Origin of the sequence: Streptomyces pratensis, assembly GCF_037137275.1 — a bacterium.
In the GTDB taxonomy this organism is placed as follows: domain Bacteria; phylum Actinomycetota; class Actinomycetes; order Streptomycetales; family Streptomycetaceae; genus Streptomyces; species Streptomyces pratensis_B.
Genome location: NZ_JBBBEN010000045.1, coordinates 1 through 21,239 on the forward strand (window position 1 = coordinate 1; position 21,239 = coordinate 21,239).

Here is a 21,239-nt window from a genome sequence, read left to right on the forward strand (position 1 = left end):
CGCCTTGGGTTCCAGGGGTCGTCGCAACACCACTGGGTTTAGGTGGTGAGTAGATCACGTAGACGCTCGGCTGGGTTTGCCCAGCCGAGCGTCTTGCGTGGGCGGCCGTTGAGTTCCTGGGCGACGTGTTCGAGGTCTTCGGGGCTGTGGACGCTCAGATCGGTGCCCTTGGGGAAGTACTGCCGCAGCAGCCCGTTGGTGTTCTCGTTCGAGCCGCGCTGCCAGGGCGAGGCGGGATCGCAGAAGTAGACGGGCATTCCGGTGGCCATGCTGAACTGTTTGTGGCGTGCCATCTCGCTGCCCTGGTCCCAGGTGAGGGAGCCACGCAGGTGGGCGGGCAGCGTCTGGACGGTGCGGACGAGACCGTCGCGGACGGTCTCGGCGTCATGGGCGCCGCCGGGCAGGTGGACCAGCATCGTGTAGCGGGTGGAGCGCTCGACCAGGGTGGCGATCGCGGAACGGCCGCCCGCGCCGATGATCAGGTCACCTTCCCAGTGACCGGGCACCGCCCGGTCCTCGACGTCGGCGGGGCGGTCGCTGATCATCACCATCGGGTCGATGAACCGGGGCGTGCGCCGCTCGGGATCCCGGCGTGGCTTGCGGCGGGTCCGGCCGGAACGGATGGCGGCCTGCACTTCCCGTTTCAGGCCGCCTCGGGCCTGGAAGTACAGCGCCTGGTAGACCGTTTCCACACTCACCCGCATGCTCTCGTCGTCGGGATGCTCCGTCGTCAGAGCGTGGCAGATCTGCTCCGGTGACCACCGCGTGCGCAGTCCGTCCTGGACGAAGCGGCGCAGCCGGCCCTCGCGCAGCAGTTTGCGGTCCTTGGGCCGGGGCCTGCGTGCGGCGGCCGCGCGGTGGGCGGCGTAGGGCTGGTAGCCCTCGCTGCCCGCGTTCGCGTCGATCTCCCGCTTGACCGTGCTCGCCGGCCGTCCCAGGGCACGTCCGATCGCCCGCAGCGACTGCCCCACCGCGCGGAGATCGCGGATCTTCTCGCGCTCGGCGAGCGTCAGGAAACGCGGGTTGAGCTGCTTGTCCAGGGCCGTCAGGCCCACCGGTGCCGTGGTCACACCGCCCATCGTGACGGTCCCGGTGGTGTAGTCGACACGGCGCCCGTCCGGATAGGTGCGCGTGGTGCCGGTCTTCTTGACGCCCCAGTCCCAGTCCTTGGCCGTGCGCTCGTTCACACCGACCTGCCGGGCCGCCACACGGCGTGCGACACCGGCGACCCGAAGCCGCTCGTACTCGTCCCGCCCGGAATGCCGGCGCGGCAGACGCACCGAGCTCCGTCCGGCCTTCCGGGCCCAGCCGAAGGCAGTATTCCGGTTCACCCCCAGCTCCCGCGCCACCACGGTCACGTTCTCCACGGCATCAAGCCGCGCAAGGAAACGCTCCCTCAACCCCACAAGGTCATCGCGTCCAACGACCACGGTCCTCGCAACTCCCACAGATCGCGGGTGTTGCGAGGACCGTTAGAACCCAAGCGCACGGGGGCCCTCCTCTGCGCCCCGCCCCTCACGGGCGAGCCGGCGCTCCCGGGCCGCGCTCCACTCGGAACGCGGCCCCGGACCCCGGCCCGCTCGAACAGGTCGAACAGACCGGGCGGGTCGGACGGGCCGCGCCGGGCCCCCAGACCCGGCGGGCCCGGCGGACCGTGGCGGCGGAACGGTCAGGCGCGGACGAGCTCGCGCTCTCCGCCCCCGTCGCCGGGGCCGGAGTCGTCGGTCAGCTGCTTCTGCAGCTTCTCGCCCTCCACGTCCACATTGGGCAGCGCCCGGTCCAGCCAGCGCGGCAGCCACCAGGCCCGCTTGCCGAGCAGGGCCAGCACGGCGGGCACGATCGCCATCCGCACCACGAAGGCGTCGAAGAAGACGGCGATGGCCAGGGAGAAGCCGATCATCTTGATCATCTGCTCGCTGGAGCCGATGAAGCCGGCGAAGACCGCCATCATGATCACGGCGGCTGCCGTGACCACCCGCGCGCCGTGCTGGAAGCCGGTCACGATGGCCTGCCCCGGGCTCTCGCCGTGGACGTAGGCCTCGCGCATCCGGGTGACCAGGAAGACCTCGTAGTCCATCGCGAGACCGAAGACCACGCCGACCATGAAGATCGGCATCATGCTCATGATCGGACCGGTCTGCTCGACCCCGAAGAGCGAGCCGAGCCAACCCCACTGGAAGACCGCGACGACCGCGCCGAGCGCCGCGACCACCGAGAGCAGGAAGCCGAGGGCCGCCTTCAGCGGGACGAGGATCGAGCGGAAGACCAGCATCAGCAGCAGGAACGCGAGGCCCACGACGAGCGCCAGGTAGGGCAGCAGCGCGTCGTTCATCTTCTGCGAGAAGTCGATGTTCATCGCGGTCGCGCCGGTGACCAGCACCTCGGCCCCGGTGTCCTTCTTGATGTCCGCGCCCGCGTCGCGGATGGAGTGGACGACCTCTTCCGTCGCGACGGAGGAGGGCCGGTCCTTCGGGATGACCGTGATCGTCGCGGTGTCGCCGGCCTCGTTGAAGGCGGCCGGGGCGACGGCGGCGACGCCGATGGACTCGATCTCCTCGGTGACCCGTGCGACCGCGGCCTCGCCGTCGGAGCTGTCCCGGGTGTCCACGACGATCATCAGCGGACCGTTGAACCCGGGGCCGAAGCCGTCGGAGAGCATGTCGTACGCCTGGCGCTGCGTGGTCGACTTCGGCTGGGCGCCGTCGTCGGGCAGGCCCATCTCCAGCGAGGCGGCCGGTACGGCGATGACACCGAGGCCGATGACGCCTGCCAGCATCACCCAGACCGGCTTGCGCAGCACGAACCGCGCCCAGCGGGTGCCCATGTTCGGCTTGGCCTCGGGGCGGTTCTCCGCCTCTGCGGCCTTGCGCGCCCTGCGGCCCATGATCCGCTTGCCCGCGAAGCCCAGCAGGGCCGGGACGAGGGTGAGGGCGATGACGACCGCGATGGCGACCGTGCCGGCGGCCGCGAAGCCCATCTTCGTCAGCATCGGGATGTTGACGACGGCGAGGCCGACCAGGGCGATGACCACGGTCAGGCCCGCGAAGACGACCGCGGACCCGGCCGTGCCGACGGCCCGCCCGGCGGCCTCCTCGTGCTCCCGGCCCTCGGCCAGTTCGGCGCGGTAGCGGGAGACGATGAAGAGCGCGTAGTCGATGCCGACCGCGAGGCCGATCATCATCGCGAGGGTCGAGGTGGTCGAGCCCAGATCCAGGACGTTGGCCAGTGCCGTGATGAGCGAGACCCCGATGCCGACCCCGATGAGGGCGGTCAGCAGCGGCAGCCCGGCCGCGAGCAGCGAACCGAAGGTGATGACCAGCACGACGGCGGCGATGGCGACACCGATGATCTCGGCGGCCCCGGTGTGCGGGATCACCTGGAGGGCGTCACCGCCGATCTCCACCTTCATCCCGCTGTCCCGGGCGTCCTTGCCCGCGTCCTTCAGGGAGTCGCGGGTCGCGTCGGTCAGCTCCATGGAGTTGACCTTGTAGGAGACCGAGATGTACGCCGTCGAGCCGTTCTGGCTCACGGCCTGCTGCTGGAAGGGGTCGGCCACGCCGGCTATCTGGTCGGAGCCGGACCGCAGCTCCTTGACGATGCCGGTGATCTCGTCCTTGTTGGCAGGGTCGGTGACCTTCTCGCCCTCGGGCGCCTTGAAGACGACACGGGCGGTCGCGCCGTCGGCACTCGTGCCGGGGAAGCGCTGTTCCAGCAGGTCGAAGGCGCGCTGCGCCTCCGTGCCGGGTATGGAGAAGGAACTGGAGGCGGCGGTGGACGCGGAGGCCGCGCCGAACCCGGCGAGTGCCAGCAGTGCCACCCACACCAGGGCGACGTAGCGGCGGCGCCGGAAGGCGAGCCGTCCGAGCTTGTAGAGGAAAGTGGCCACGGGGGCGTACTCCCGGTCAGGTCGTGTGCGTGAGAAAGGGCGTGAGAAACCAGCCCGACGACGAGAGCGGCGTGTCAGGTGGGGCGTCGGGGAGAAGGCCGTGCGGGTGGGTCGGGGCGTCAGACACCGAGGGCGGGGAGAACCACGGAGTCGACATAGTCGATGAGGAACGCCTGGTCCACAGCGCGGTCCTCGACCAGCTGACGGGCGGCGATCGCGCCGATCATCATGTGCGGGATGTACTTCAGCGCCGGATTGTCCGGGCGCAGCTCGCCCCGGTCCACCGCCCGCCGCAGCAGCTCGTCGAGACCGGTCATCTCCGGCTCGATCAGCAGCTCGCGCAGGGCCTGGTGCAGCTCGGGACTCTCGTGGACGGCATGGCTCAGGCCCCGCATCAGCGCGGAGTCCTTCTCCATCTGGCAGTCGTCGGTCCGTTGCAGCACGGCGTGGAAGTCCCCGCGCAGCGAACCGGTGTCGATCTCCGCGAGGCTCACCGGCTTGTTGTGCCGCAGTGCCGTCACGACCAGTGCGGGCTTGGAGCCCCACTGGCGGTAGAGGGTGGCTTTGCTCGACCGGGTGCGGGCGGCGACGGCGTCCATGGTCAGGGCGTCGTAACCGACCTCGCGGAGCAGGTCGAGGACGGCGGCGTACAGCTCGCCCTCGCGCTCAGGTGTGAGCCTGGTGCGCGCCATGTGCCGGCCTCCCTCGTCGCCCCGCCCCTCGGGGCCCGGTCGTGTGCTCCGCATCGTCCCTCCGGGATCGAACGAAACCGTTTCGTACACCTGAAGGTACCTCGAACAAAGAGCGAAACGAAATCGTTTCGCTTGTGTGCTGCACCACAAGTTGCCCCGGGCCCCCGGCGCGGAAAGCATTGAGGGGTGAGTGACGACGTCGCGTATCTCCGTTTCCCGCACCTCCACCAGGACATGATGTGCTTCGCGGCCGAGGACGACCTCTGGGTCGCCCCCCTCGCCGCGGCAGGACACCGCCCCGGGCGGGCCTGGCGGGTGACCGTCGACCGGACCCGGGTCAGCCATCCGCGCTTCTCGCCCGACGGCGGCTCCATCGCCTACACGACCTGGCGCACCCTGGACCCCGAGATCCACCTCGCCCCCGTGGACGGCGGCCCGGCCCGCCGGCTGACCTACTGGGGCTCGACCGACGCCCGGGTCTGCGGCTGGAGCCCCGATCAGGGCGACGCCCTCCAGATCCTCGCCGTCTCCTCGCACCTCCAGCCGTTCTCGTACTTCTCCTGGGCCTACAGCGTCCCCGTCGACGGCAGCCCCGGCGGCCGGCTCCCCTGGGGCCCGGTCTCCGACATCGCGGTCGCCGACATCGACGGCGAACGCCGCACCCTGCTGCTCACCGGCACGCCCCCGCACGAGCCCGCCGCATGGAAGCGCTACCGGGGCGGGGCCACCGGCCGGCTGTGGCTGCACGGCGAACGGCTGCTCCCGGACCTCGACGGCCACCTCGCCTCCCCGATGTTCGTCGACGGACGCATCGCGTTCCTCTCCGACCACGAGGGCGTCGGCAACCTGTACTCCTGCCGGCCGGACGGCACCGGTCTCCGCCGCCACACCGACCACGACGCCTTCTACGCCCGCAACGCCTCCAGCGACGGCCACCGGGTGATCTACCAGTGCGCCGGCGACCTGTGGCTCGTCGAGGACCTCCGGTCGCCGGACGCCGCCCCCCGCAAGCTGGAGGTACGCCTCGGCGGCCCCCGCACCGGCCGCCGCGTCACCCAGGTGCCCGCCGCCAGCAACGTCGACTCGCTGTCCGTGGACGAGACGGGGCGGGCCAGCGCCGTCACCGTACGCGGCAGCCTCTACTGGCTCACCCACCGCGACGGCCCCGCCCGCACCATCGCCGACACCCCGGGCGTCCGGGTGCGGCTGCCGGAGATGCTCGGCAGCGGCGGCCAGGTCGCCTACGTCACCGACGCGGACGGCGAGGACGCGGTCGAGATCGCCTACCTGCCGCGCGCCAGCGGCGACCGCCCCCCGCGCCGGCTGGCCTCCGGTCAGCTGGGCCGGGTGGAGGAGATGGTCTCCGCCCCGGACGGCGAGCGCCTGGCCATCGCCTCTGACGACGGCCGCCTGCTGCTCCTGGACACCGCGGAGGGGGACGGGCCGGAGGGCGCCGGGGCCGAGGCCGGAGCGGGCGGCTCGACCCGCGCCGACCTCCACGCGGCCACGGGCGCGGCCGTCCCCGACAGCACGCCCCCGAACGCGCACCCCGGGGTCACCGAGCTGATCCGCTCGGTCAACGGCCCGGTCCGCGATCTGGCCTTCTCCCCCGACGGCGACTGGCTGACCTGGTCGCACCCGGGTGTCGGACGGGCGCTGCGGCAGATCAAGCTGGCCCGGATCTCCGGCCCCGGCGCGCCGGCGGTCGTCGACGTCACCAACGGCCGCTTCGAGGACGAGAACCCGGTCTTCACCGAGGACGGCCGCTACCTCGCGTTCCTGTCCTGGCGGGGTTTCGACCCGGTCTACGACGTCCACACCGGGGACCTGTCCTTCCCGCTCGGCTGCCGCCCCTACCTCGTCCCGCTCTCCTCCGCCACCCCCTCCCCCTTCGCGCTCTCCCCGGACGGGCGGCCGGCGGCGGGCGGTCTGGACCCAGTGGACGTCCCGGACGCGGGCACGGCCGAGGGGTCGCCGGTCCGGGTGGAGTTCGAGGGCCTGGAGAGCCGGGTGACGCCGTTCCCGGTCTCCGCCTCGAAGTACTCGGCGCTGCGCCCCGTCAGCGGCGGCGGGCTCGTCTGGCTGCGCTGGCCGATCTCCGGGGCGCTGGGCGAGACGTTCGCGAACCCGGCCGACATGTCCGGGCGCCCCACCCTGGAGCACTTCAGCATCGCGAAGGCCCGTAGGACCGAACTGGTCGACCACCTCGACTGGTTCGCGGTCAGCGGCGACTGCTCGCGCCTCGTCGTGATGGACGACGGTGAACTGCGCGCCGTGCCGGCGACCGAGCCCGGCGACGGTGACTCCACCGTCTACCTGGACCTGCGCCGCATCCTGCACGAGGTCGACCCGGGGGCGGAGTGGCGGCAGGCGTACGGGGAGGCGGGCCGGATCATCCGCTCCTACTTCTGGGAGCCCGACATGTGCGGCATCGACTGGGACGCGGTGCTGGACCAGTACCGCCCCCTCGTCGAACGGGTCGCCTCCCCCGACGAGTTCGCCGATCTGCTGCGCGAGGTGCTGGGCGAGCTGGGCACCTCGCACGCCTACGTCTCCCCCGCCCGGCGCAACGAGGGCCCGCCGCACTACCAGCGGGCGATCGGCCTGCTCGGCGCCAACCTGGTCTGCCGGGACGGCGCGTGGACGGTCCAGCGCATCCTGCCCGGCGACTCGTCGGACTCCAAGGCGCGGTCCCCGCTGGCCGGCACCGGGATCAGACAGGGCGCGGTCCTCACCCACGTCGACGGCCGTCCGGTGGACCCGGTGGCCGGTCCCTACCCGTTGCTGACGGCGGCGGGCGGCACGACGGTGGAGCTGACGTTCACCCCGGCGGGCGGCGGGCCGTCGCGCCGGGTGGCGGTCATGCCCCTGGTCGACGAACGCCCGCTCCGCTACCAGGACTGGGTCGCCAAACGGCGGGACGTCGTCCGGGAGCTGAGCGGCGGCAAGTGCGGCTACCTGCACATCCCGGACATGGGCGGCTCCGGCTGGGCCCAGTTCAACCGGGACCTGCGGCTCGAGGTGGCGCGGCCCGCGCTGATCGTGGACGTACGGGGCAACGCGGGCGGCCACATCAGCGAGCTGGTGGTGGAGAAGCTGACCCGCAAGATCCTCGGCTGGGACCTCACCCGCAACGCCCAGGCGGTGAGTTACGCCTCCAACTCGCCCCGCGGCCCGGTGGTGGCCCTGGCCGACGAGGCGACCTCGTCCGACGGCGACATGATCACCGCCGCGTTCCGGCTGCTGAAGCTGGGCCCGGTGGTGGGCCAGCGGACCTGGGGCGGCGTGGTCGGCATGACCGGTCGCCACCGGCTGGGCGACGGCACGGTGATCACGGTGCCGATGAACGCGGCCTGGTTCGACACGTACGGCTGGTCGGTGGAGAACCACGGCGTGGAACCCGACGTGGAGGCCCTGCGGACCCCGCTGGACTGGGCGGAGGGCCGGTACGCGGTGCTGGACGACGCGGTCCGCATCGCCCTGGACCTGCTGGCCGCCCACCCGGCGGCGACCCCGCCGTCGTACGACACGGCCCCGGACCTGCGCCGGCCGCCCCTGCCGCCGCGGAACTCCTGAGGTCCTGGAGCCCCGGGGCGGCAGGAGGCCGGGGGCGGGGGCGCGGGGGCCGTTTCACGAGCCGGGGCGCGGGGGCCGGGCTCAGCCGGCCGGGGTCCGCCGCTCGTAGAGCGTCACCCGGCGGCCGTGCGTCTGCCGGTCGGCCACGGCCGTGAAGTGCTCGCTCAGCACTGAGGCCTCCGCACCGGTCGGCGCGGTCAACGGCGTCGCACCGCGACGTGACGGCAGGCCCGCGGGACCACCTTCCGCGCGAGGGGGCGCGAGCGGGCCGCCCCCGACAAGGAGGAGGCGCACCCNGTCACCCGGGTGCGCCTCCTGAGGTGGCGCGTGCGGCGCCGTGCGCACGCGTCACATCTCAGCGACCGTCAGCGGTCAAAACGCTTCCGCGCCCGGTCCGACGCGTCCTGGGCCCGGTCCTTCATGCCCGGCGCGTCCGACTCCTGGTCGCGGTCCTGCGAGGCCCGGTCCTTGGCCTGGTCCTTGCCCTCGCCGGTCTTCTGCTTGGCCTGGTCGGCGAGCTCCTGCGCCTTGTCCTTGAACTGGTCGGCGATGCCCATGCTGTTCACTCCTGGGGATGCTGGGGAGTACGGGGGGGGGAACGGCCCCCTGCGAGGCCTCGCCCAGCGTTACACGACCCGGCATACGACGCATTTCGTACCGTTACGGTAGGTCAGCGCGCTCCGAGCGGGCCTCCTGGTCGGCCGCGCCACCGGCCCCCACCAGCCCCTTCGGCATGCTCCGCAGACGTGGTTCGAAGCGTCGCATCTCCCGCTGTCCGCCCAGCGCGATGACGGAGGGCAGACAGCCGCGCACCGACTGCATCCCACGCAGCCACCACTGGGCGTACACGTGGGCCGAGCGCCGTTCGATGCCGACCACGATCCGCTCGACGGCCGGGCCGAGCGGATACGTGCGGTTCATCGGCCACGGCAGCCGCTGGCGCAGCTCGCGCATCACGTCGTCCCGGTCCGCGCCGCGCACCATGTCGGTGTCGGTCCAGGAGAGGTAACCGACCCCCACCCGGACGCCCTTGTAGCCGACCTCGGCCCGCAGACTGTGCGCGAACGCCTCGACGCCGGACTTGGACGCGCAGTAGGCGCTCATCATCGGGGCCGGGGTGAGCGCGGCCAGCGACGCTATCTGGAGGAAGTAGCCGCGGCTCTCCATCAGCACCGGCAGGAAGGCCCGCCCGGTGACCGCGCCGCCGATGAGGTTCACCTCGATGACCCGCCGCCACGCCACCGGGTCGGAGTCGGCGAACGGGCCGCCCGCGGCGACGCCCGCGTTGGCGACCACCACGTCGACCTTGCCGAACCGCTCCTTGACCTCGCGGGCGACCTGGGCCATCGCCTCGTGGTCGGTGACATCGGCGAACCAGTGGCCGCTCTCGCCGTGCAGCCGGTCGCAGACCCGCTTGAGCTCGCCGGGTTCCAGGCCGACCAGCGCCAGCGTGGCGCCGCGTGCGGACAGCTTGCGGGCCAGCAGTTCGCCCACGCCCCGGGCCGCGCCGGTGACGACGACGACCTGGCCCTCCAGACTTCGCCTGCTGCTCATGCGACATCCTCCTTCTCCGCGGTGGCGGACCGCGGAGCTTCCGCGGTGACATAACGGACGGCCAGCTCCATGATCTTCGACGTGACGGCCTCCGGGGCCTCCACCGGCGTCATGTGCCCCACGCCGGTCAGCTCGGTCAGTCCGAGGCCGACCGGCAGGGCGGCGGCGATGGCGCGCGCGTGGACCGGCGGGGTCAGCCGGTCGTCCGTGCCGGCGATCACCGCGGTCGGCGCCCGCAGCTCGCGCACGCCCGCCGCGAGGTCCAGCTCGGCGAGCACCTGCCCCCACCCCACCCTCGCCCGGCGCGGGCACGCGTGCACGATACGGGCGCAGGCGTCGACCCGGTCCGGTGCCGAACCAGCCCCCATCGTCGCGTATTTGAGGAGCTTTTTCGAGACCGGGTTGACGGGCCCGAGCGGGGCCTTCGCGCCCAGGACGGCGGCTGTGAGACGGGTCCGGAGCGCCCCGGCGCGGATCGGCACGACGAGGGCCTGTGCGGTCAGCCGCGTACTGCCGGTGGAGCAGAGCAGGACGGCGGCGGCGTGCTCGCGCAGCCCGGGGCGTGCGGCCGCGGCCATCAGCGTCATCCCGCCCATGGAGTGCCCGGCGAGCACCGCCCTGCGGCCCGGGGCGAGCGTCGCGGCGAGCACCGCTTCGAGGTCGTCGGCCAGTGCCCGGGTGCTGTAGCCGCCGGGGCCGGGTTCGGGGGTGAGCCCGTGGCCGCGCTGGTCGTAGGCGATGACCCGGTGGTCGGTGGCGAGCTCCCTGATCTGGGCGTCCCAGAAGCGGGTGCTGCACGTCCAGCCGTGGGCCAGGACCACCGCGGGCGCGTCCTTCGGCCCGTGGAGTTCGACGTGTATCCGCGAACCGTCGGCGGAGCGGGCCGTGATCTCGGCCGCGGGCGCCGGCGGAGCTTCGACGCGGTGCGGGCGGCGGCTCATCGGGCTGTCTCCTCTGCGACGGAGCCGCCCGCCGCACGGCCCCCGGGGGCCGTGCGGGCGGCGACGGTCTCGCGGTCGCCGCGGCCGGGCTGCACGGGCACCTGCCCGGCCCCGCCGCCGAGCCGCCGTGCGCCCCCGGCGCGGACGACGTCGTACTCCGCGAGGTCCACCGACCGGGTCTGCCGCCGGAACTCGCCGGTGGTTCCCGGCCAGACGGTGGTGTTGCGGCCCTCCGCGTCCAGGTACCAGCTGGTGCAGCCGCCGGTGTTCCACACGGTGCGCTTCATCCGCTCCTGGACCCGGTCGTTCCACGCGGTGACGGCGTCGGGGCGGGCGTCGAGCGCGGCGCGGCCGCCCAGCACGTCCAACTGCCGCAGATAGTCGGCCAGGTAGTTGAGCTGGGACTCGATCATCAGGATCATCGACGAGTTGCCGAGCCCGGTGTTGGGCCCGATGATCGTCATCCAGTTCGGGTAGCCGGCCGCCGTCGCGCCGCGCAGCGAGTTCATCCCGTCCTTCCAGGTCTCGGCGAGCGTGAGGCCCTCCACGCCCACGACCCGCTCCGCGATCGGCATGTCCGTCACATGGAAGCCGGTGCCGAAGACGATCGCGTCGACCTCGGCCTCACTGCCGTCGGCGGCGACGACGGTGGAGCCGCGTACCTCGCTGAGTCCGGAGGCCACCACGTCGACGTTGGGCTGCGCGAGCGCCGGGTAGTAGGTGCTGGAGAGCAGGATGCGCTTGCAGCCGATGCGGTACGAGGGGGTCAGCTTGGCCCGCAGCGCCGGGTCCTTGATCGCCCGCGCCATGTTGGACTTGGCTATCTTCTCCACCAGGCCCAGTTGGTCGGGGTGCTTGGTGAAGGCGCTGACCTGCAACTCCCTTATCCCCCACAGCAGTCCGCGGCGGGCGGTGCCGGTGGCCGGGACGGCCCGGTGCAGAGCGCGCTCGGCCTTGCTGATGGTGCGGTCCATCCGCGGCATCACCCAGGGCGGCGTCCGCTGGAAGAGCGTGAGCTTTCCGGCCTTCGGCTGGATCGCCGGGACGATCTGGATGGCGGACGCGCCCGTCCCGACCATGGCGACGCGCTTGCCGGTCAGGTCGTAGTCGTGGTCCCAGCGCGCGGAGTGGAAGACCTTGCCGGGGAAGGAGTCGAGCCCGGGTATGTCGGGGGTCTTGGGGTCGGAGAGCGGGCCGGTGGCGGAGACGACGACGTCCGCGCGGAGCGTGGTCCCGCCCGCGCACTCGATCACCCAGTACAGGTTCTCCTTGTCCCAGCTCATCAGCTTCACCTCGTGGTTCAGCCGGATGTGCGGACGCAGCCCGAAGGTGTCGGCGACGCCCTCCAGGTAGGCCCGGATGTGTTCCTGGCCGGAGAAGGTGCGCGGCCAGTCCGGGTTGGGGGCGAAGGAGAACGAGTAGAGGTGGGACGGCACGTCGCAGGCACAGCCCGGATAGCTGTTGTCCCGCCAGGCGCCGCCCACGGAGTCGGCGCGCTCCAGGACGACGAAATCGGTGATGCCTTCGCGGCGCAGCCGGACGGCGGCCCCCAGGCCCCCGAATCCGGTACCGATCACCGCCACACGTACGTGCTCCTGCTGGGCCATGCTGCCGCCTCCCGCGGTACGTCACGCGACTCTGCCAGCAATCACTGGCATTGTTCGGAGAGTAGAGCAGGCGCGTACTGATGGGTAGGGGTCGGGCCGAGGAAAGTTACTGACGGTACGACATAGGGTGCCCCTGTGGCTGAAGGACGCGAGCACCGCGAATACCGCATGGAGGAGCTGGCCAAGGAGGCCGGCATCACCGTGCGGACCCTGCGCTTCTACCGGGAGCGCGGGCTCATCCCACCGCCCCGGCGCGAGGGCCGGATCGCGTGGTACGACGACCACCACCTGGCCCGGCTGCGGACGATCACGGGCCTGCTGGAACGCGGCCACACCCTCAACGGCATCGCGGACCTGGCCGCCACCTTCGAGAGCGGACGCGATGTCGCCGAGGTGCTGGGTCTGGGCGAGCCGACGGAGGAGACCCCCGTACGCCTCACCCCGGAACAGCTCGCGGACTACTTCGAGAGCGAGGTCACCCCGGAGAATCTGGCCACCGCGCTGGACCTCGGATATCTCGCCACCGACGGGGACGAGATCGTCCACATCAGCCGCCGCCTGCTGGAGGTGTCGGCCGAGCTCGTACGGGAAGGGGTGCCGCTGTCCACGGTGCTCTCCTCGGGCCGCCGCGTCCGCGAGCACGCGGACGCGCTCGCCGAGATCTTCGTACGCGTACTGCATGCCCACGCCGCGGAGACCGAACCGGCCCAACTGCGCCCGCTGGCCCGCGCGGTGGTGGACGCGGAGCTGTCCATGGCCCTGGACCGCCGGCTGCGCCGCGAGGACGGTACGCGGCGGCCACAGGAGGAGGACGCCGGGGCGGAGCCGGAGGCAGGCTGACGCCGGTCGGGCGACCGGCGCCCTGGGGCCCGACCGCCGTCGGCGCTACCGCTCGTACACGACCGTCACCGGCGCATGGTCGCTCCAGCGCTCCCCGTGCGTGGCGGCCCGCTCGACCCAGGCCTTCACCGCGCGCCCGGCGAGACCCGGGGTCGCCATCTGGTAGTCGATCCGCCAGCCCGCGTCGTTGTCGAAGGCGCGCCCCCGGTAGGACCACCAGGAGTACGGTCCGGCGACGTCCGGGTGCAGCTCGCGCACGACGTCCGCATACGCCGCTTCCTGAAGGACCCGGCTCAGCCAGGCGCGCTCCTCCGGCAGGAAACCGGAGCTCTTGCGGTTGGCCTTCCAGTTCTTCAGGTCGGCCTCCTGGTGGGCGATGTTCCAGTCACCGCAGACCACGACCTCACGGCCGCCCTCCGCCGCCCGCGCCCGCAGCCCCTGGAGGTAGGGCAGGAAGGCGGCCATGAAGCGTTCCTTCTCGTCCTGGCGCTCGGTGCCGACCTCGCCGGAGGGAAGGTACAGGCTCGCGACCGTGACGCCGGGGAGGTCGATCTCCACATACCGGCCGCTCGTGTCGAACTCCTCCGCGCCGGGCGCCCCGAAGCCGCCGAAGCCGATCTGGACCCGCTCGGGCGCCTGCCGCGAGTAGAGCGCGACCCCGGCCCGCCCCTTGGCCGCGGCGGGGGCGTGGACGGTGTGCCAGCCTTCGGGGGCGCCCACTCCGGCGGGCAGCTGGGAGAGCTCGGCCCGCACTTCCTGGAGGCAGACGACGTCGGCCTCGGTGCCCGCCAGCCACTCGACGAAGCCCTTCTTGGCGGCGGCGCGGAGCCCATTAACATTCACGGAGGTCACTGTGAGCATTCCGAAACAGTACCCACTCCACCCTACGCATAGATGTACCATATAAAGCATGTTTATTCAGCCTCGGCCTTTCGACCACCCCGACGCCGTCAAACTCAATGACCAGGTGCAGCTCGAATACGCCGAGCGCTATGGCGACGAGGGCGATATCACACCGCTGGACCCCTCGATGTTCCTGCCGCCTCGCGGTCTGTATCTGCTCACCTACGACGAGCTGGGCCGCCCGGTGGCCACCGGCGGCTGGCGGACCCAGAACCACAACGACGAGGGCTATCTCGACGGCGACGCCGAGATCAAGCGGATGTTCGTGGTCCCCGAGGACCGGGGCCGGGGGCTGGCCCGCCGGATGCTGGCCGCCCTGGAGGATGACGCGCGGGCCGCGGGCCGGCTCCGGATGGTCCTGGAGACCGGCGACCAGCAGCCGGAGGCCATCGCGCTCTACGCGTCGAGCGGCTACGAGGTGTGCGACAAGTTCGGCTACTACCGGACGTACGACAGCAGCATCTGCATGGCCAAGAAGCTCCAGCACCCCTGACCCCCGGCCCCGGCGCCCGGCGGAGCCCGCGCGCCCGCCCCGTCCGCGGGGCGCACTCCGCAGGGCGCACGCCGCAGGGACCGGGGCCAAACCGGCGGCCGACCGGAAGCGGCCCGGTGGCGGCACGGCTGCCGGGCGGTCGCTCAGACCTCTCGGCCGAGCACCAGCAGCACGTGCTCGTCCTCACCGTGCGCGGCCAGGCCGGCCGCCTTGAACCCGCACTTCTCCAGCAGCCGGACCGAGCCGGTGTTGCCCACGGCCGGATCGGCGTGGAGCGGACGGGCGGGCTCCCGCTCCAGGAACGCCGTCAGCGCCGCGGTGCCGACGCCCCGGCCCCAGTACGGACGGCCGAACCAATAACCGAGAAACCGCCGGTCCCCCTCCCACCAGGCGACGACGTTCCCGGCCGGCTCGCCGTCCACGAGGACCGTCTGCACGAAGACCGAGGGGTCGCCCAGCACCTTCGCGTGCCAGTGCGCCATGAAGGCCTTCCTCTCCCGCGGGGCGAACCGGGACCTGCGGACCGCCTCCGGGTCGTGCTCGTACGCGAGGAAGGCCTCCAGGTCGGCCGGGTCCACATCTCTGAGCTGTACGACGGTCTCCATGCCCACGGAGTCTGGCGCCGGGCACTGACAACCGGCCCGGCCGCTCACCGCGGGGCGGCCAGGACCTGGGTCCAGTAAGGGCCGCGCGGGGAGTCGGCGATGCCCACGCCCACGTGGACGAAGTCGCAGTTGAAGAGGGAGCCGCCGCGGCCGGGGTCGCGACGCCACTCCTCGACTGCCTCGGCCGGGTCGCTCATGCCGGTCGCGATGGTCTCGCCGACGGCCGACCAGCCGTAGCCCTCGGCGCTCACCCGCTCGCCCGTGCCCCGGCCCGCTGAGTCGGTGTGGCCGAAGGAGCCGCGTGCGGCCATGTCCGCGGAGTGCCGCTGCGCCACCCGCGTCAGCCGGGGGTCGGTGCGCAGCTCGGGGCAGCCGTTCTCCCCGCGCAGGACGTTGACCCGGGAGACGAGGCGGGCCTCCGGTCCGGGGGGCGGGGCGGGGGGCGCGGGCGATGCGGTGGGTCGCGGGGCGGCGGACCGCGGGGCGACGGCGGAGGGCGTCCGGGAGGGGGCGGCGGGGCTCGGCGAGGGCGCGGCCGTGGAGGGCGCGGGGGCCGGCACGGCCGGAGCGGCGGCCGGGGGCGCGGGCAGGTGCGTGGCGCGCTGGGCTCGGGGCTCCGGCGGTGCGGGGGCGGAGGGCCAGAGCAGTACGGCGAGGGAGGCGACGGCGGCCCCGGCGGCCAGGAGCCCCGCCGCCTTCCCGGCCGAGAACGCGGTGGAGGCGGAAGGCGCGGCGGACGAGGCCGGGGCGACCGAGGAGGCGACGGCCGCCGTGGCGTGCTGCCCGCTGTCGTAGAGGGGCACGACGAGGGCGAGGCCGGAGAGCAGGCCCTCCGGCGGGAGCAGTCCCGTACCGCTCTTCGAGCAGGAGGCGCAGCCGCGCACGTGCCGGGCGATCCGCTTGCGCCACAGGGGCGTCGGCGTGCCGTCCCAGTCGCCCACCAGCTCCTCCAGGGCCGGGCAGCGGGGTTCGGCCCGCAGGGCGCGCACGACCGTGCGGCCGACGTCGAGCTGGTTCTTCACCCGCTGGACGCGTACGGCGGCGTGCCGGGGGGAGAGGGCGAGCGCGTCGGCGAGGTCGGCCCGGGTGAGTTCCCCGGTCGCCTCCAGCCACCACAGGGACAGCACATCGCGTTCGGAGTCGTCCAGCCAGCGGGTCGCCTCTGCGGTCTCGCGCCGCTGGCCGGAGAGTTCGAGGCGCCAGATCGTCAGGTCGACGAAGTCGGCGGCGGGGTCGGCCGGCTCCTCGGCCCCGTCCAGCGGGGCGGGCCGCCGGCCGAGTCCCGACCAGCGGGCGCGGACCTGGTTCATGGCGATGGCGACGAGCCAGGAGCGGAAGCGGGCCGGGTCGCGCAGGGCGGGCAGGCCGGACATCGCCCGGAGCATGGTCTCCTGCACGACGTCGTCCACGTCCGGGTGGCCGTTCAGTGCCCGTCCGACGACGTTGTAGACGAGTGGCAGGTACTGGGCGGCCAGCCGTTCCCCGGCGGCCCGGTCGCCGTTCTTCGCCGCGATGACCGCAGCGGTGCTGTCCACGCGTTCACGCCCTTCGTTCCGATTCACCACGTGCTCTCGTCCCGGCGCGGACGGGAGCGCGGACAGCGCCCCCGGGAGGGTGTGGGACAGGTCACCCCTGGGGGTTTTGTTATCCGTCCCCCCTCCGGTGGTCAACCAGTATGCGGGGGCCTGCCGGCCGCCCCGCCAGGAGAGTGCCGGGAACGGGAGGGACATGTCGAGCAGAACAGAGACCGGTCGCGGGCCGACGGAGGCTGTGGACGAGGCCCGCACGGCCCGGGCGCACGCCACCGCGGCCCGGACGGGCGAGGCCATCACCGCATCGGCCCTGCACGCGGCGGCGACGGGCGCCGACACCTTCCCCGGCGCGCTGCGGGAGGCGCTGGGCCGCAGGGGGCTGTCGCTGGAGCGGGTGAGCGAACGGCTCCGGGTACGCGGCATCGCCATCAGCCAGGCCACGCTGAGCAGCTGGCAACGCGGGCGCAGCCAGCCGGAGCGGGCCCGGTCGCTGCGTGCGGTGGACGTCCTGGAGGAGATCCTGGAGCTGCCCGCCGGGGCCCTGCGTTCGCTGGTGGGGCCGCGCCGCCCTCGCGGCCGGACCACGCCGGCGGGCGACGCGGGCGCCGCGCTCCATGTGCTCGGGGAGGACTCGGTGGTGGAGAAGGCGCTCGGCGCGCGGTTCCGCCACTTCAACCAGGAGACCAGTTCGCTGGTGGTCCACGACATCGTGACGGTCGGTGAGAACGCGACGCTGAGCTCGATCTCCACCACCAACGTGCTGCGGGCCCACCGGGCGGGGGCCGACCGGGTGATCTTCGTGCACAGCTTCGACGACGAGGAGGCCGAGCCCGTCGACATCCGGGTCACCTGCGGACGCCTCGTGGACGCCACGTACCTGAAGGGGCTGAAGTCCCTCGTCCTGGAAGTCCGTTTTGGCCGGGAGCTGGCCAAACTGGACACCACGGTGGTGAGTTACGCGGTCGACGTGAGCCCGTCCCGGACGCCGGCCACGCACTACGAACGCTGGTCGCGGACGAACCTCCACGAGTATCTCCAGCAGGTCTTCTTCCACCCCGGCGCGCTGCCGTCGGACTGCCACCGCTACACCCGCGAGAAGGTCGGCGAACCGCCCCGAGGCCGACGGCGCATCCCGCTCAGCGACTCCCACAACGTCCATGTGCTCGCCTCCCGGTGCAAGCCCGGCGTCCACGGGGTGGCGTGGGAGTTCGGGCCGGGAACGGGTGGGGCGGGAGACCGCCCAGGATGAGTGGACGGTCTCCCGCGTCAAAGGCGCGCTCCCCGGCACGGACCCCCTCGCGTGGGCCCGTGCCGGGAGGGGCGGCTACTTGGTGTTGAGCCTCAGCCCGTAGTACGCGAGTGCGTCGTCGAGCGGCTGGAAGTAGGACGAGCCCCGCGCGTTGACCCCGCCGCCGCACCGCTGGCCGCTGGGGCCTCCGGACGTCATGCCCTGGGCCTGGTCGCCGGAGATGTACGCGCCCCCGCTGTCCCCTCCCTGGGTGCAGACGCTGGAGCTGGCCAGCCCGGTCACCACGGTGTCCGGGCCGCCGTTCTGGTCGGTGTAGGTGACGCTGACGTTGTAGGAGCCGACCTTGCCGCAGGTCCATCCGGTGGTCTGGCCGGACTTGCACAGCGCGGCGCCGGAGGGGGCCCGCTTGCTGCCCCTGACCGGGACGGCGCCGGCCTTGCCGTACGTGGTGACGTCGAGGCCGATCGAGTCGTCGGAGTCCACCGCCGCGATGCCCATGTCGACGCTGCGGGCGCCCAGCGCGAACCGGGTGTGCGTGGCGGTGGCGAACCGCGAACCGTTGTAGGACAGGGCGGGCAGATCCTCCACGCAGTGCCCGGCCGTGACGAGGACCTGGTTGCCCGAGCGGTCCGTGGCCCCGTAGCCCACGGAGCAGAGGTAACCGTCGAAGGTCATCCGGCTGCCGGGCGGGACGACGGCCTGGGTCTCCAGCTTCGTGCGCCCCTCGACGACGCGCACGGCGTCGCCGTTGCTCTTCGCCGCCTTGAGGAAGGCGCGGGTGGCCGCGTCAGAGGCGCCGTTGACCTCGACGGTCACGGTGTCCGACGCGAGGTCGACGGACCAGGCGGACACCCCGGCCGGGGCGCTTCGGACCGCCTTGGCGTCGAGCTGGGCCTTGATGCGGTCGAGGGCGGCCTCCCCGCGCTCCGGAACGCGGACCTTCAGCCCGGCCGCCCTGACCTGCTCGGCCGCCTCCGCGTCGGCGGCGTTGACGACCAGGGAGCCGTCGGCGGCGAAGAAGGCCCCGAGCGTGTCGACCCGGTCCTTCCGCAGCTCCGCGAACCGGTCCTGCTGCCGGGCCTCCCGGTCCAGCCGCGCCACAGCCGCCTTCTCGCTGACGCCCAGGCTTTCCGCGAGGGCCTGGACCATCTCCGGCTGGTACGCCGGCGCCGAGGGCTCCGGCACCGTACCGGCGTGGGCTCCTGTGGCGGCTCCGGCCGACAGGAGGACGCCGATCGAGGCGGCCACGAGGTATGTGCGCGCGTTGTTCCTACCGTGCTTCACGCGTTTCCTTCCGCTACGCAGGCGAGCGTCCAGACAATGGGGGGGTGGCCACACCGCGTGTGGGGACACGCGGTGTGTTCCATGGACACTGCCCGGCGGCGATGACATGTTCCTGTCGCCGCGCCCCGCACTCTGGCGCAGCCGCAACTGCCGGGACAAGAAGCAAAGATGCAGGTCTTTTCTACAGAACTGGCCGAGAACTGTAGACAGACCCTTCAAAACCCGCCGGACGCGCCGACGCACTCTTACCAGCACGACCGCCAACAGGCCTGCCGTAAGCGGCAGTTGACCTCAGAGGAGGTGCTGCCCACGCGTCGTGGCCTCGACGGGGAAGATCCCGGCCCGGCAGCTCTCCGTCCGTCCGGCCGTACCCGGGAAACCAACCGCCGGCCCCCGGCCGCGAGCCCTCCCTTCCGGGCGCCGGCACGGTCGGCCTGGCGGCTGCCGGGCGTCGCGGTGAGACCTGTGCGGCCCGGTGAAGACTGACCGGGTCAGCCGCCGTTGGACTGGCGAATGCCCTTGGCCGGCGCGTCGAAGGTGTACAGGTAGCCCCCGCCCGGCCCACTGACGGTCATGTACGCCCGCGTGCCCCCGGGCGCGATGGCCACGTTGGTCGCCGACTCCAGCCCTCTGGCGGCACGGGCCGGGACTTCCACGGTCGCCAGGTGCTCATGTGCGGCAGGACAGCGCGGGGGAGGAGGAAGGGCGCGGTCAGGTTGACGCGGATCACCCGCTCCCACTCGGCGTCACTCACGTCGGCCAGGGCCGACATGCTGCCCATGATCCCGGCGTTGTTCACCAGGACGTCCACGCCGCCGAACCTCTCCACGGCTGTAGCCGTCACCCGGTCCACGACGGCCTGATCGCTCAGGTCGCCCGTGACGGCCACGGCCGTGCCGCCCGCCCGCTCGATGTCCCTGACGACCGTGGCGGCCCCTTCGACGTTGAGGTCCGCCACCACGACGCGGTCGCCCTGTGCGGCGAAGGCGAGCGCAGCAGCCCGTCCGATCCCCGACCCCGCTCCGGTGAAGATCACGCTGCGTCCGCCGCCCCGGAGAGACCCGGGCGTGTAGGCCCGTCAGCTTCCGGGAAGGGCGGCCTCTACGCCTTCACCGCCTCGCCCAGCGGCATCCGCCGGCCCGAAGGGCCGCTGACACCTCCGCCCGGCTCACTGCCCGAAGGGCTGCACCGGTCCCACCTCGACGCCGAGCAACCGCCAGGCCGCCCGCGCCCGGCGTTCCCGGTGCTTGCGGGTGGGACCGGTGACGGCCCCGGAGATCATGCCGACGGCGATCATCAGATCGTCCGGCTCCGCGGCGAGCGGATGGTCTTGAGGCAGCCGCGAACGCAGAGCCCGTTCGACCCGCTGGGACAGTGCCAGAGCGTACGCGGGGGCCTCGGAGGCGTTGGCCTTCCCGTCGGTGTGAAGAACGCTGATGAAGGCCGCCGACTCCGTCAGGTGCCAGGTCACCACGCCCAGGACTCCGGCCAGGTCCATGTTGCGCGCCGCCGCTTCCTCGATCTGCCGGACGTTCTCGTCCAGCACTGCGGTAGCCACGGCGGCCCGGCCGGGAAAGTGCCGGTAGAGCACGCCCTGGCCGACCCCGGCCCGACGTGCGATCGCGGACAGCGGTGCGTCCAGCCCTTGCTCCGCATAGACCTCCCGGGCCGCGGCGATGAGCGCGTTTGCGAGCGGCAGCCTTGGGACCGCCGCTCGCGGGCCTCCGCGCGTCGGGCACGGGTCGCTGCGTCACCTCGCGAGGGTAGCGCCCCGGCCCTGTCGCCTGCGCGACCCGCGGCCTCCGGTCGAACGTCCCGCCCGCCGCCGCGAACAAGCCTCCACCGACCCCGTAGAACGACGAAGATCCCGCCCGATCTTTCGATCGGACGGGATCTCGTCACCATTCCTGAGCTGACTCAAGAACAGTCGCGTTGTGGACCTGTGGGGATTTGAACCCCAGACCCCCTCGATGCGAACGAGGTGCGCTACCAGACTGCGCCACAGGCCCTTGCGACGTGTGAAACTCTAGCACCCTCGTGGGGGTGCTTGGAAATCCGTTCCTCCGCTGGTCAGCGG

15 protein-coding genes, 1 tRNA gene and 3 pseudogenes are annotated in these 21,239 nt (G+C 72.6%); 4 read left to right on the forward strand and 15 right to left on the reverse strand.

What is annotated here, in order from left to right; translation table 11 throughout:
- Positions 1 to 38: 38 nt before the first annotated feature.
- From V9U70_RS00515 to V9U70_RS00525, 3 genes are all read right to left on the reverse strand, one after another.
- Positions 39 to 1,274: an IS30 family transposase gene (locus V9U70_RS00515; RefSeq protein ID WP_419723911.1), complete on the reverse strand. Its 1,236-nt coding sequence runs from the start codon at positions 1,272 to 1,274 to the stop codon at positions 39 to 41.
- A gap of 395 nt (positions 1,275 to 1,669) precedes the next feature.
- Entirely contained in the window at positions 1,670 to 3,886 is a 2,217-nt protein-coding gene (locus V9U70_RS00520; RefSeq protein ID WP_336672386.1) for an MMPL family transporter, read from the reverse strand.
- Between the two features lie 119 nt (positions 3,887 to 4,005).
- Entirely contained in the window at positions 4,006 to 4,578 is a 573-nt protein-coding gene (locus tag V9U70_RS00525) for a TetR/AcrR family transcriptional regulator (RefSeq protein ID WP_336672387.1), read from the reverse strand.
- A gap of 186 nt (positions 4,579 to 4,764) precedes the next feature.
- On the opposite strand from V9U70_RS00525, the gene V9U70_RS00530 reads away from it, so the two are divergent.
- Positions 4,765 to 8,154 (forward strand): S41 family peptidase, encoded by a 3,390-nt coding sequence (locus V9U70_RS00530; RefSeq protein ID WP_336672388.1) that lies wholly within the window; start codon positions 4,765 to 4,767, stop codon positions 8,152 to 8,154.
- Between the two features lie 365 nt (positions 8,155 to 8,519).
- Here the strand turns inward: V9U70_RS00530 and V9U70_RS00535 are convergent, their stop codons facing one another.
- From V9U70_RS00535 to V9U70_RS00550, 4 genes are all read right to left on the reverse strand, one after another.
- Positions 8,520 to 8,711 carry a hypothetical protein gene (locus V9U70_RS00535; protein ID WP_336672389.1) on the reverse strand — a complete coding sequence of 64 codons (192 nt, stop codon included), beginning with the start codon at positions 8,709 to 8,711 and terminating at the stop codon, positions 8,520 to 8,522.
- 103 nt (positions 8,712 to 8,814) lie between these two features.
- Complete coding sequence (locus tag V9U70_RS00540; RefSeq protein WP_336672390.1) at positions 8,815 to 9,708, reverse strand: SDR family oxidoreductase; 894 nt, start codon at positions 9,706 to 9,708, stop codon at positions 8,815 to 8,817.
- A complete protein-coding gene (locus tag V9U70_RS00545) occupies positions 9,705 to 10,649 on the reverse strand; it encodes an alpha/beta fold hydrolase (RefSeq protein ID WP_336672391.1) in 945 nt (314 codons plus the stop codon). Before V9U70_RS00545 ends, V9U70_RS00540 begins: the two co-directional genes overlap by 4 nt.
- Positions 10,646 to 12,256: a flavin-containing monooxygenase gene (locus V9U70_RS00550; RefSeq protein ID WP_336672392.1), complete on the reverse strand. Its 1,611-nt coding sequence runs from the start codon at positions 12,254 to 12,256 to the stop codon at positions 10,646 to 10,648. Before V9U70_RS00550 ends, V9U70_RS00545 begins: the two co-directional genes overlap by 4 nt.
- 168 nt (positions 12,257 to 12,424) lie before the next feature.
- Between V9U70_RS00550 and V9U70_RS00555 the strand changes: the two genes are divergently transcribed.
- Positions 12,425 to 13,096: a MerR family transcriptional regulator gene (locus V9U70_RS00555; protein ID WP_336672547.1), complete on the forward strand. Its 672-nt coding sequence runs from the start codon at positions 12,425 to 12,427 to the stop codon at positions 13,094 to 13,096.
- Positions 13,097 to 13,141: 45 nt separating this feature from the next.
- Here V9U70_RS00555 and V9U70_RS00560 read toward each other — a convergent pair whose 3' ends face one another.
- The gene (locus V9U70_RS00560) at positions 13,142 to 13,957 is read right to left on the reverse strand and encodes an exodeoxyribonuclease III (RefSeq protein ID WP_336672393.1); all 816 of its coding nucleotides are present in this window, start codon (positions 13,955 to 13,957) and stop codon (positions 13,142 to 13,144) included.
- A 49-nt stretch (positions 13,958 to 14,006) separates the two neighbouring features.
- On the opposite strand from V9U70_RS00560, the gene V9U70_RS00565 reads away from it, so the two are divergent.
- Positions 14,007 to 14,492, forward strand: a complete 486-nt coding sequence (locus V9U70_RS00565; protein ID WP_336672394.1) for a GNAT family N-acetyltransferase — start codon at positions 14,007 to 14,009, stop codon at positions 14,490 to 14,492.
- A gap of 143 nt (positions 14,493 to 14,635) precedes the next feature.
- Here the strand turns inward: V9U70_RS00565 and V9U70_RS00570 are convergent, their stop codons facing one another.
- Both V9U70_RS00570 and V9U70_RS00575 read right to left on the reverse strand, forming a co-directional pair.
- A complete protein-coding gene (locus V9U70_RS00570; RefSeq protein ID WP_336672395.1) occupies positions 14,636 to 15,097 on the reverse strand; it encodes a GNAT family N-acetyltransferase in 462 nt (153 codons plus the stop codon).
- A 44-nt stretch (positions 15,098 to 15,141) separates the two neighbouring features.
- Positions 15,142 to 16,632 carry a sigma-70 family RNA polymerase sigma factor gene (locus tag V9U70_RS00575; protein ID WP_336672396.1) on the reverse strand — a complete coding sequence of 497 codons (1,491 nt, stop codon included), beginning with the start codon at positions 16,630 to 16,632 and terminating at the stop codon, positions 15,142 to 15,144.
- A gap of 193 nt (positions 16,633 to 16,825) precedes the next feature.
- On the opposite strand from V9U70_RS00575, the gene V9U70_RS00580 reads away from it, so the two are divergent.
- Positions 16,826 to 17,878 carry a helix-turn-helix domain-containing protein gene (locus tag V9U70_RS00580; protein WP_336672397.1) on the forward strand — a complete coding sequence of 351 codons (1,053 nt, stop codon included), beginning with the start codon at positions 16,826 to 16,828 and terminating at the stop codon, positions 17,876 to 17,878.
- Positions 17,879 to 17,953: 75 nt separating this feature from the next.
- Here V9U70_RS00580 and V9U70_RS00585 read toward each other — a convergent pair whose 3' ends face one another.
- The 5 genes and pseudogenes from V9U70_RS00585 to V9U70_RS00605 form a co-directional block, all read right to left on the reverse strand.
- Complete coding sequence (locus V9U70_RS00585) at positions 17,954 to 19,162, reverse strand: S1 family peptidase (RefSeq protein WP_336672398.1); 1,209 nt, start codon at positions 19,160 to 19,162, stop codon at positions 17,954 to 17,956.
- A 491-nt stretch (positions 19,163 to 19,653) separates the two neighbouring features.
- Positions 19,654 to 19,833, reverse strand: a pseudogene (locus V9U70_RS00590) (SMP-30/gluconolactonase/LRE family protein); the annotation flags it as partial.
- Positions 19,833 to 20,198 (reverse strand): annotated as a pseudogene (locus V9U70_RS00595) (SDR family NAD(P)-dependent oxidoreductase); the annotation flags it as partial. The pseudogenes V9U70_RS00595 and V9U70_RS00590, both read right to left, overlap by 1 nt.
- 132 nt (positions 20,199 to 20,330) lie before the next feature.
- Positions 20,331 to 20,916: pseudogene (locus tag V9U70_RS00600) on the reverse strand (TetR/AcrR family transcriptional regulator).
- Positions 20,917 to 21,097: 181 nt separating this feature from the next.
- Positions 21,098 to 21,171, reverse strand: a tRNA-Ala gene (locus tag V9U70_RS00605).
- Positions 21,172 to 21,239: the final 68 nt, after the last annotated feature.

Coding starts and splice junctions, on each gene's coding strand:
- V9U70_RS00525 (WP_336672387.1), bottom strand. CDS start 4,578: ATGGCGCGCACCAGGCTCACACCTGAGCGCGAGGGCGAGCTGTACGCC.
- V9U70_RS00535 (WP_336672389.1), bottom strand. CDS start 8,711: ATGGGCATCGCCGACCAGTTCAAGGACAAGGCGCAGGAGCTCGCCGAC.
- V9U70_RS00540 (WP_336672390.1), bottom strand. CDS start 9,708: ATGAGCAGCAGGCGAAGTCTGGAGGGCCAGGTCGTCGTCGTCACCGGC.
- V9U70_RS00545 (WP_336672391.1), bottom strand. CDS start 10,649: ATGAGCCGCCGCCCGCACCGCGTCGAAGCTCCGCCGGCGCCCGCGGCC.
- V9U70_RS00550 (WP_336672392.1), bottom strand. CDS start 12,256: ATGGCCCAGCAGGAGCACGTACGTGTGGCGGTGATCGGTACCGGATTC.
- V9U70_RS00555 (WP_336672547.1), top strand. CDS start 12,425: ATGGAGGAGCTGGCCAAGGAGGCCGGCATCACCGTGCGGACCCTGCGC.
- V9U70_RS00560 (WP_336672393.1), bottom strand. CDS start 13,957: ATGCTCACAGTGACCTCCGTGAATGTTAATGGGCTCCGCGCCGCCGCC.
- V9U70_RS00565 (WP_336672394.1), top strand. CDS start 14,007: ATGTTTATTCAGCCTCGGCCTTTCGACCACCCCGACGCCGTCAAACTC.
- V9U70_RS00570 (WP_336672395.1), bottom strand. CDS start 15,097: ATGGAGACCGTCGTACAGCTCAGAGATGTGGACCCGGCCGACCTGGAG.
- V9U70_RS00580 (WP_336672397.1), top strand. CDS start 16,826: ATGTCGAGCAGAACAGAGACCGGTCGCGGGCCGACGGAGGCTGTGGAC.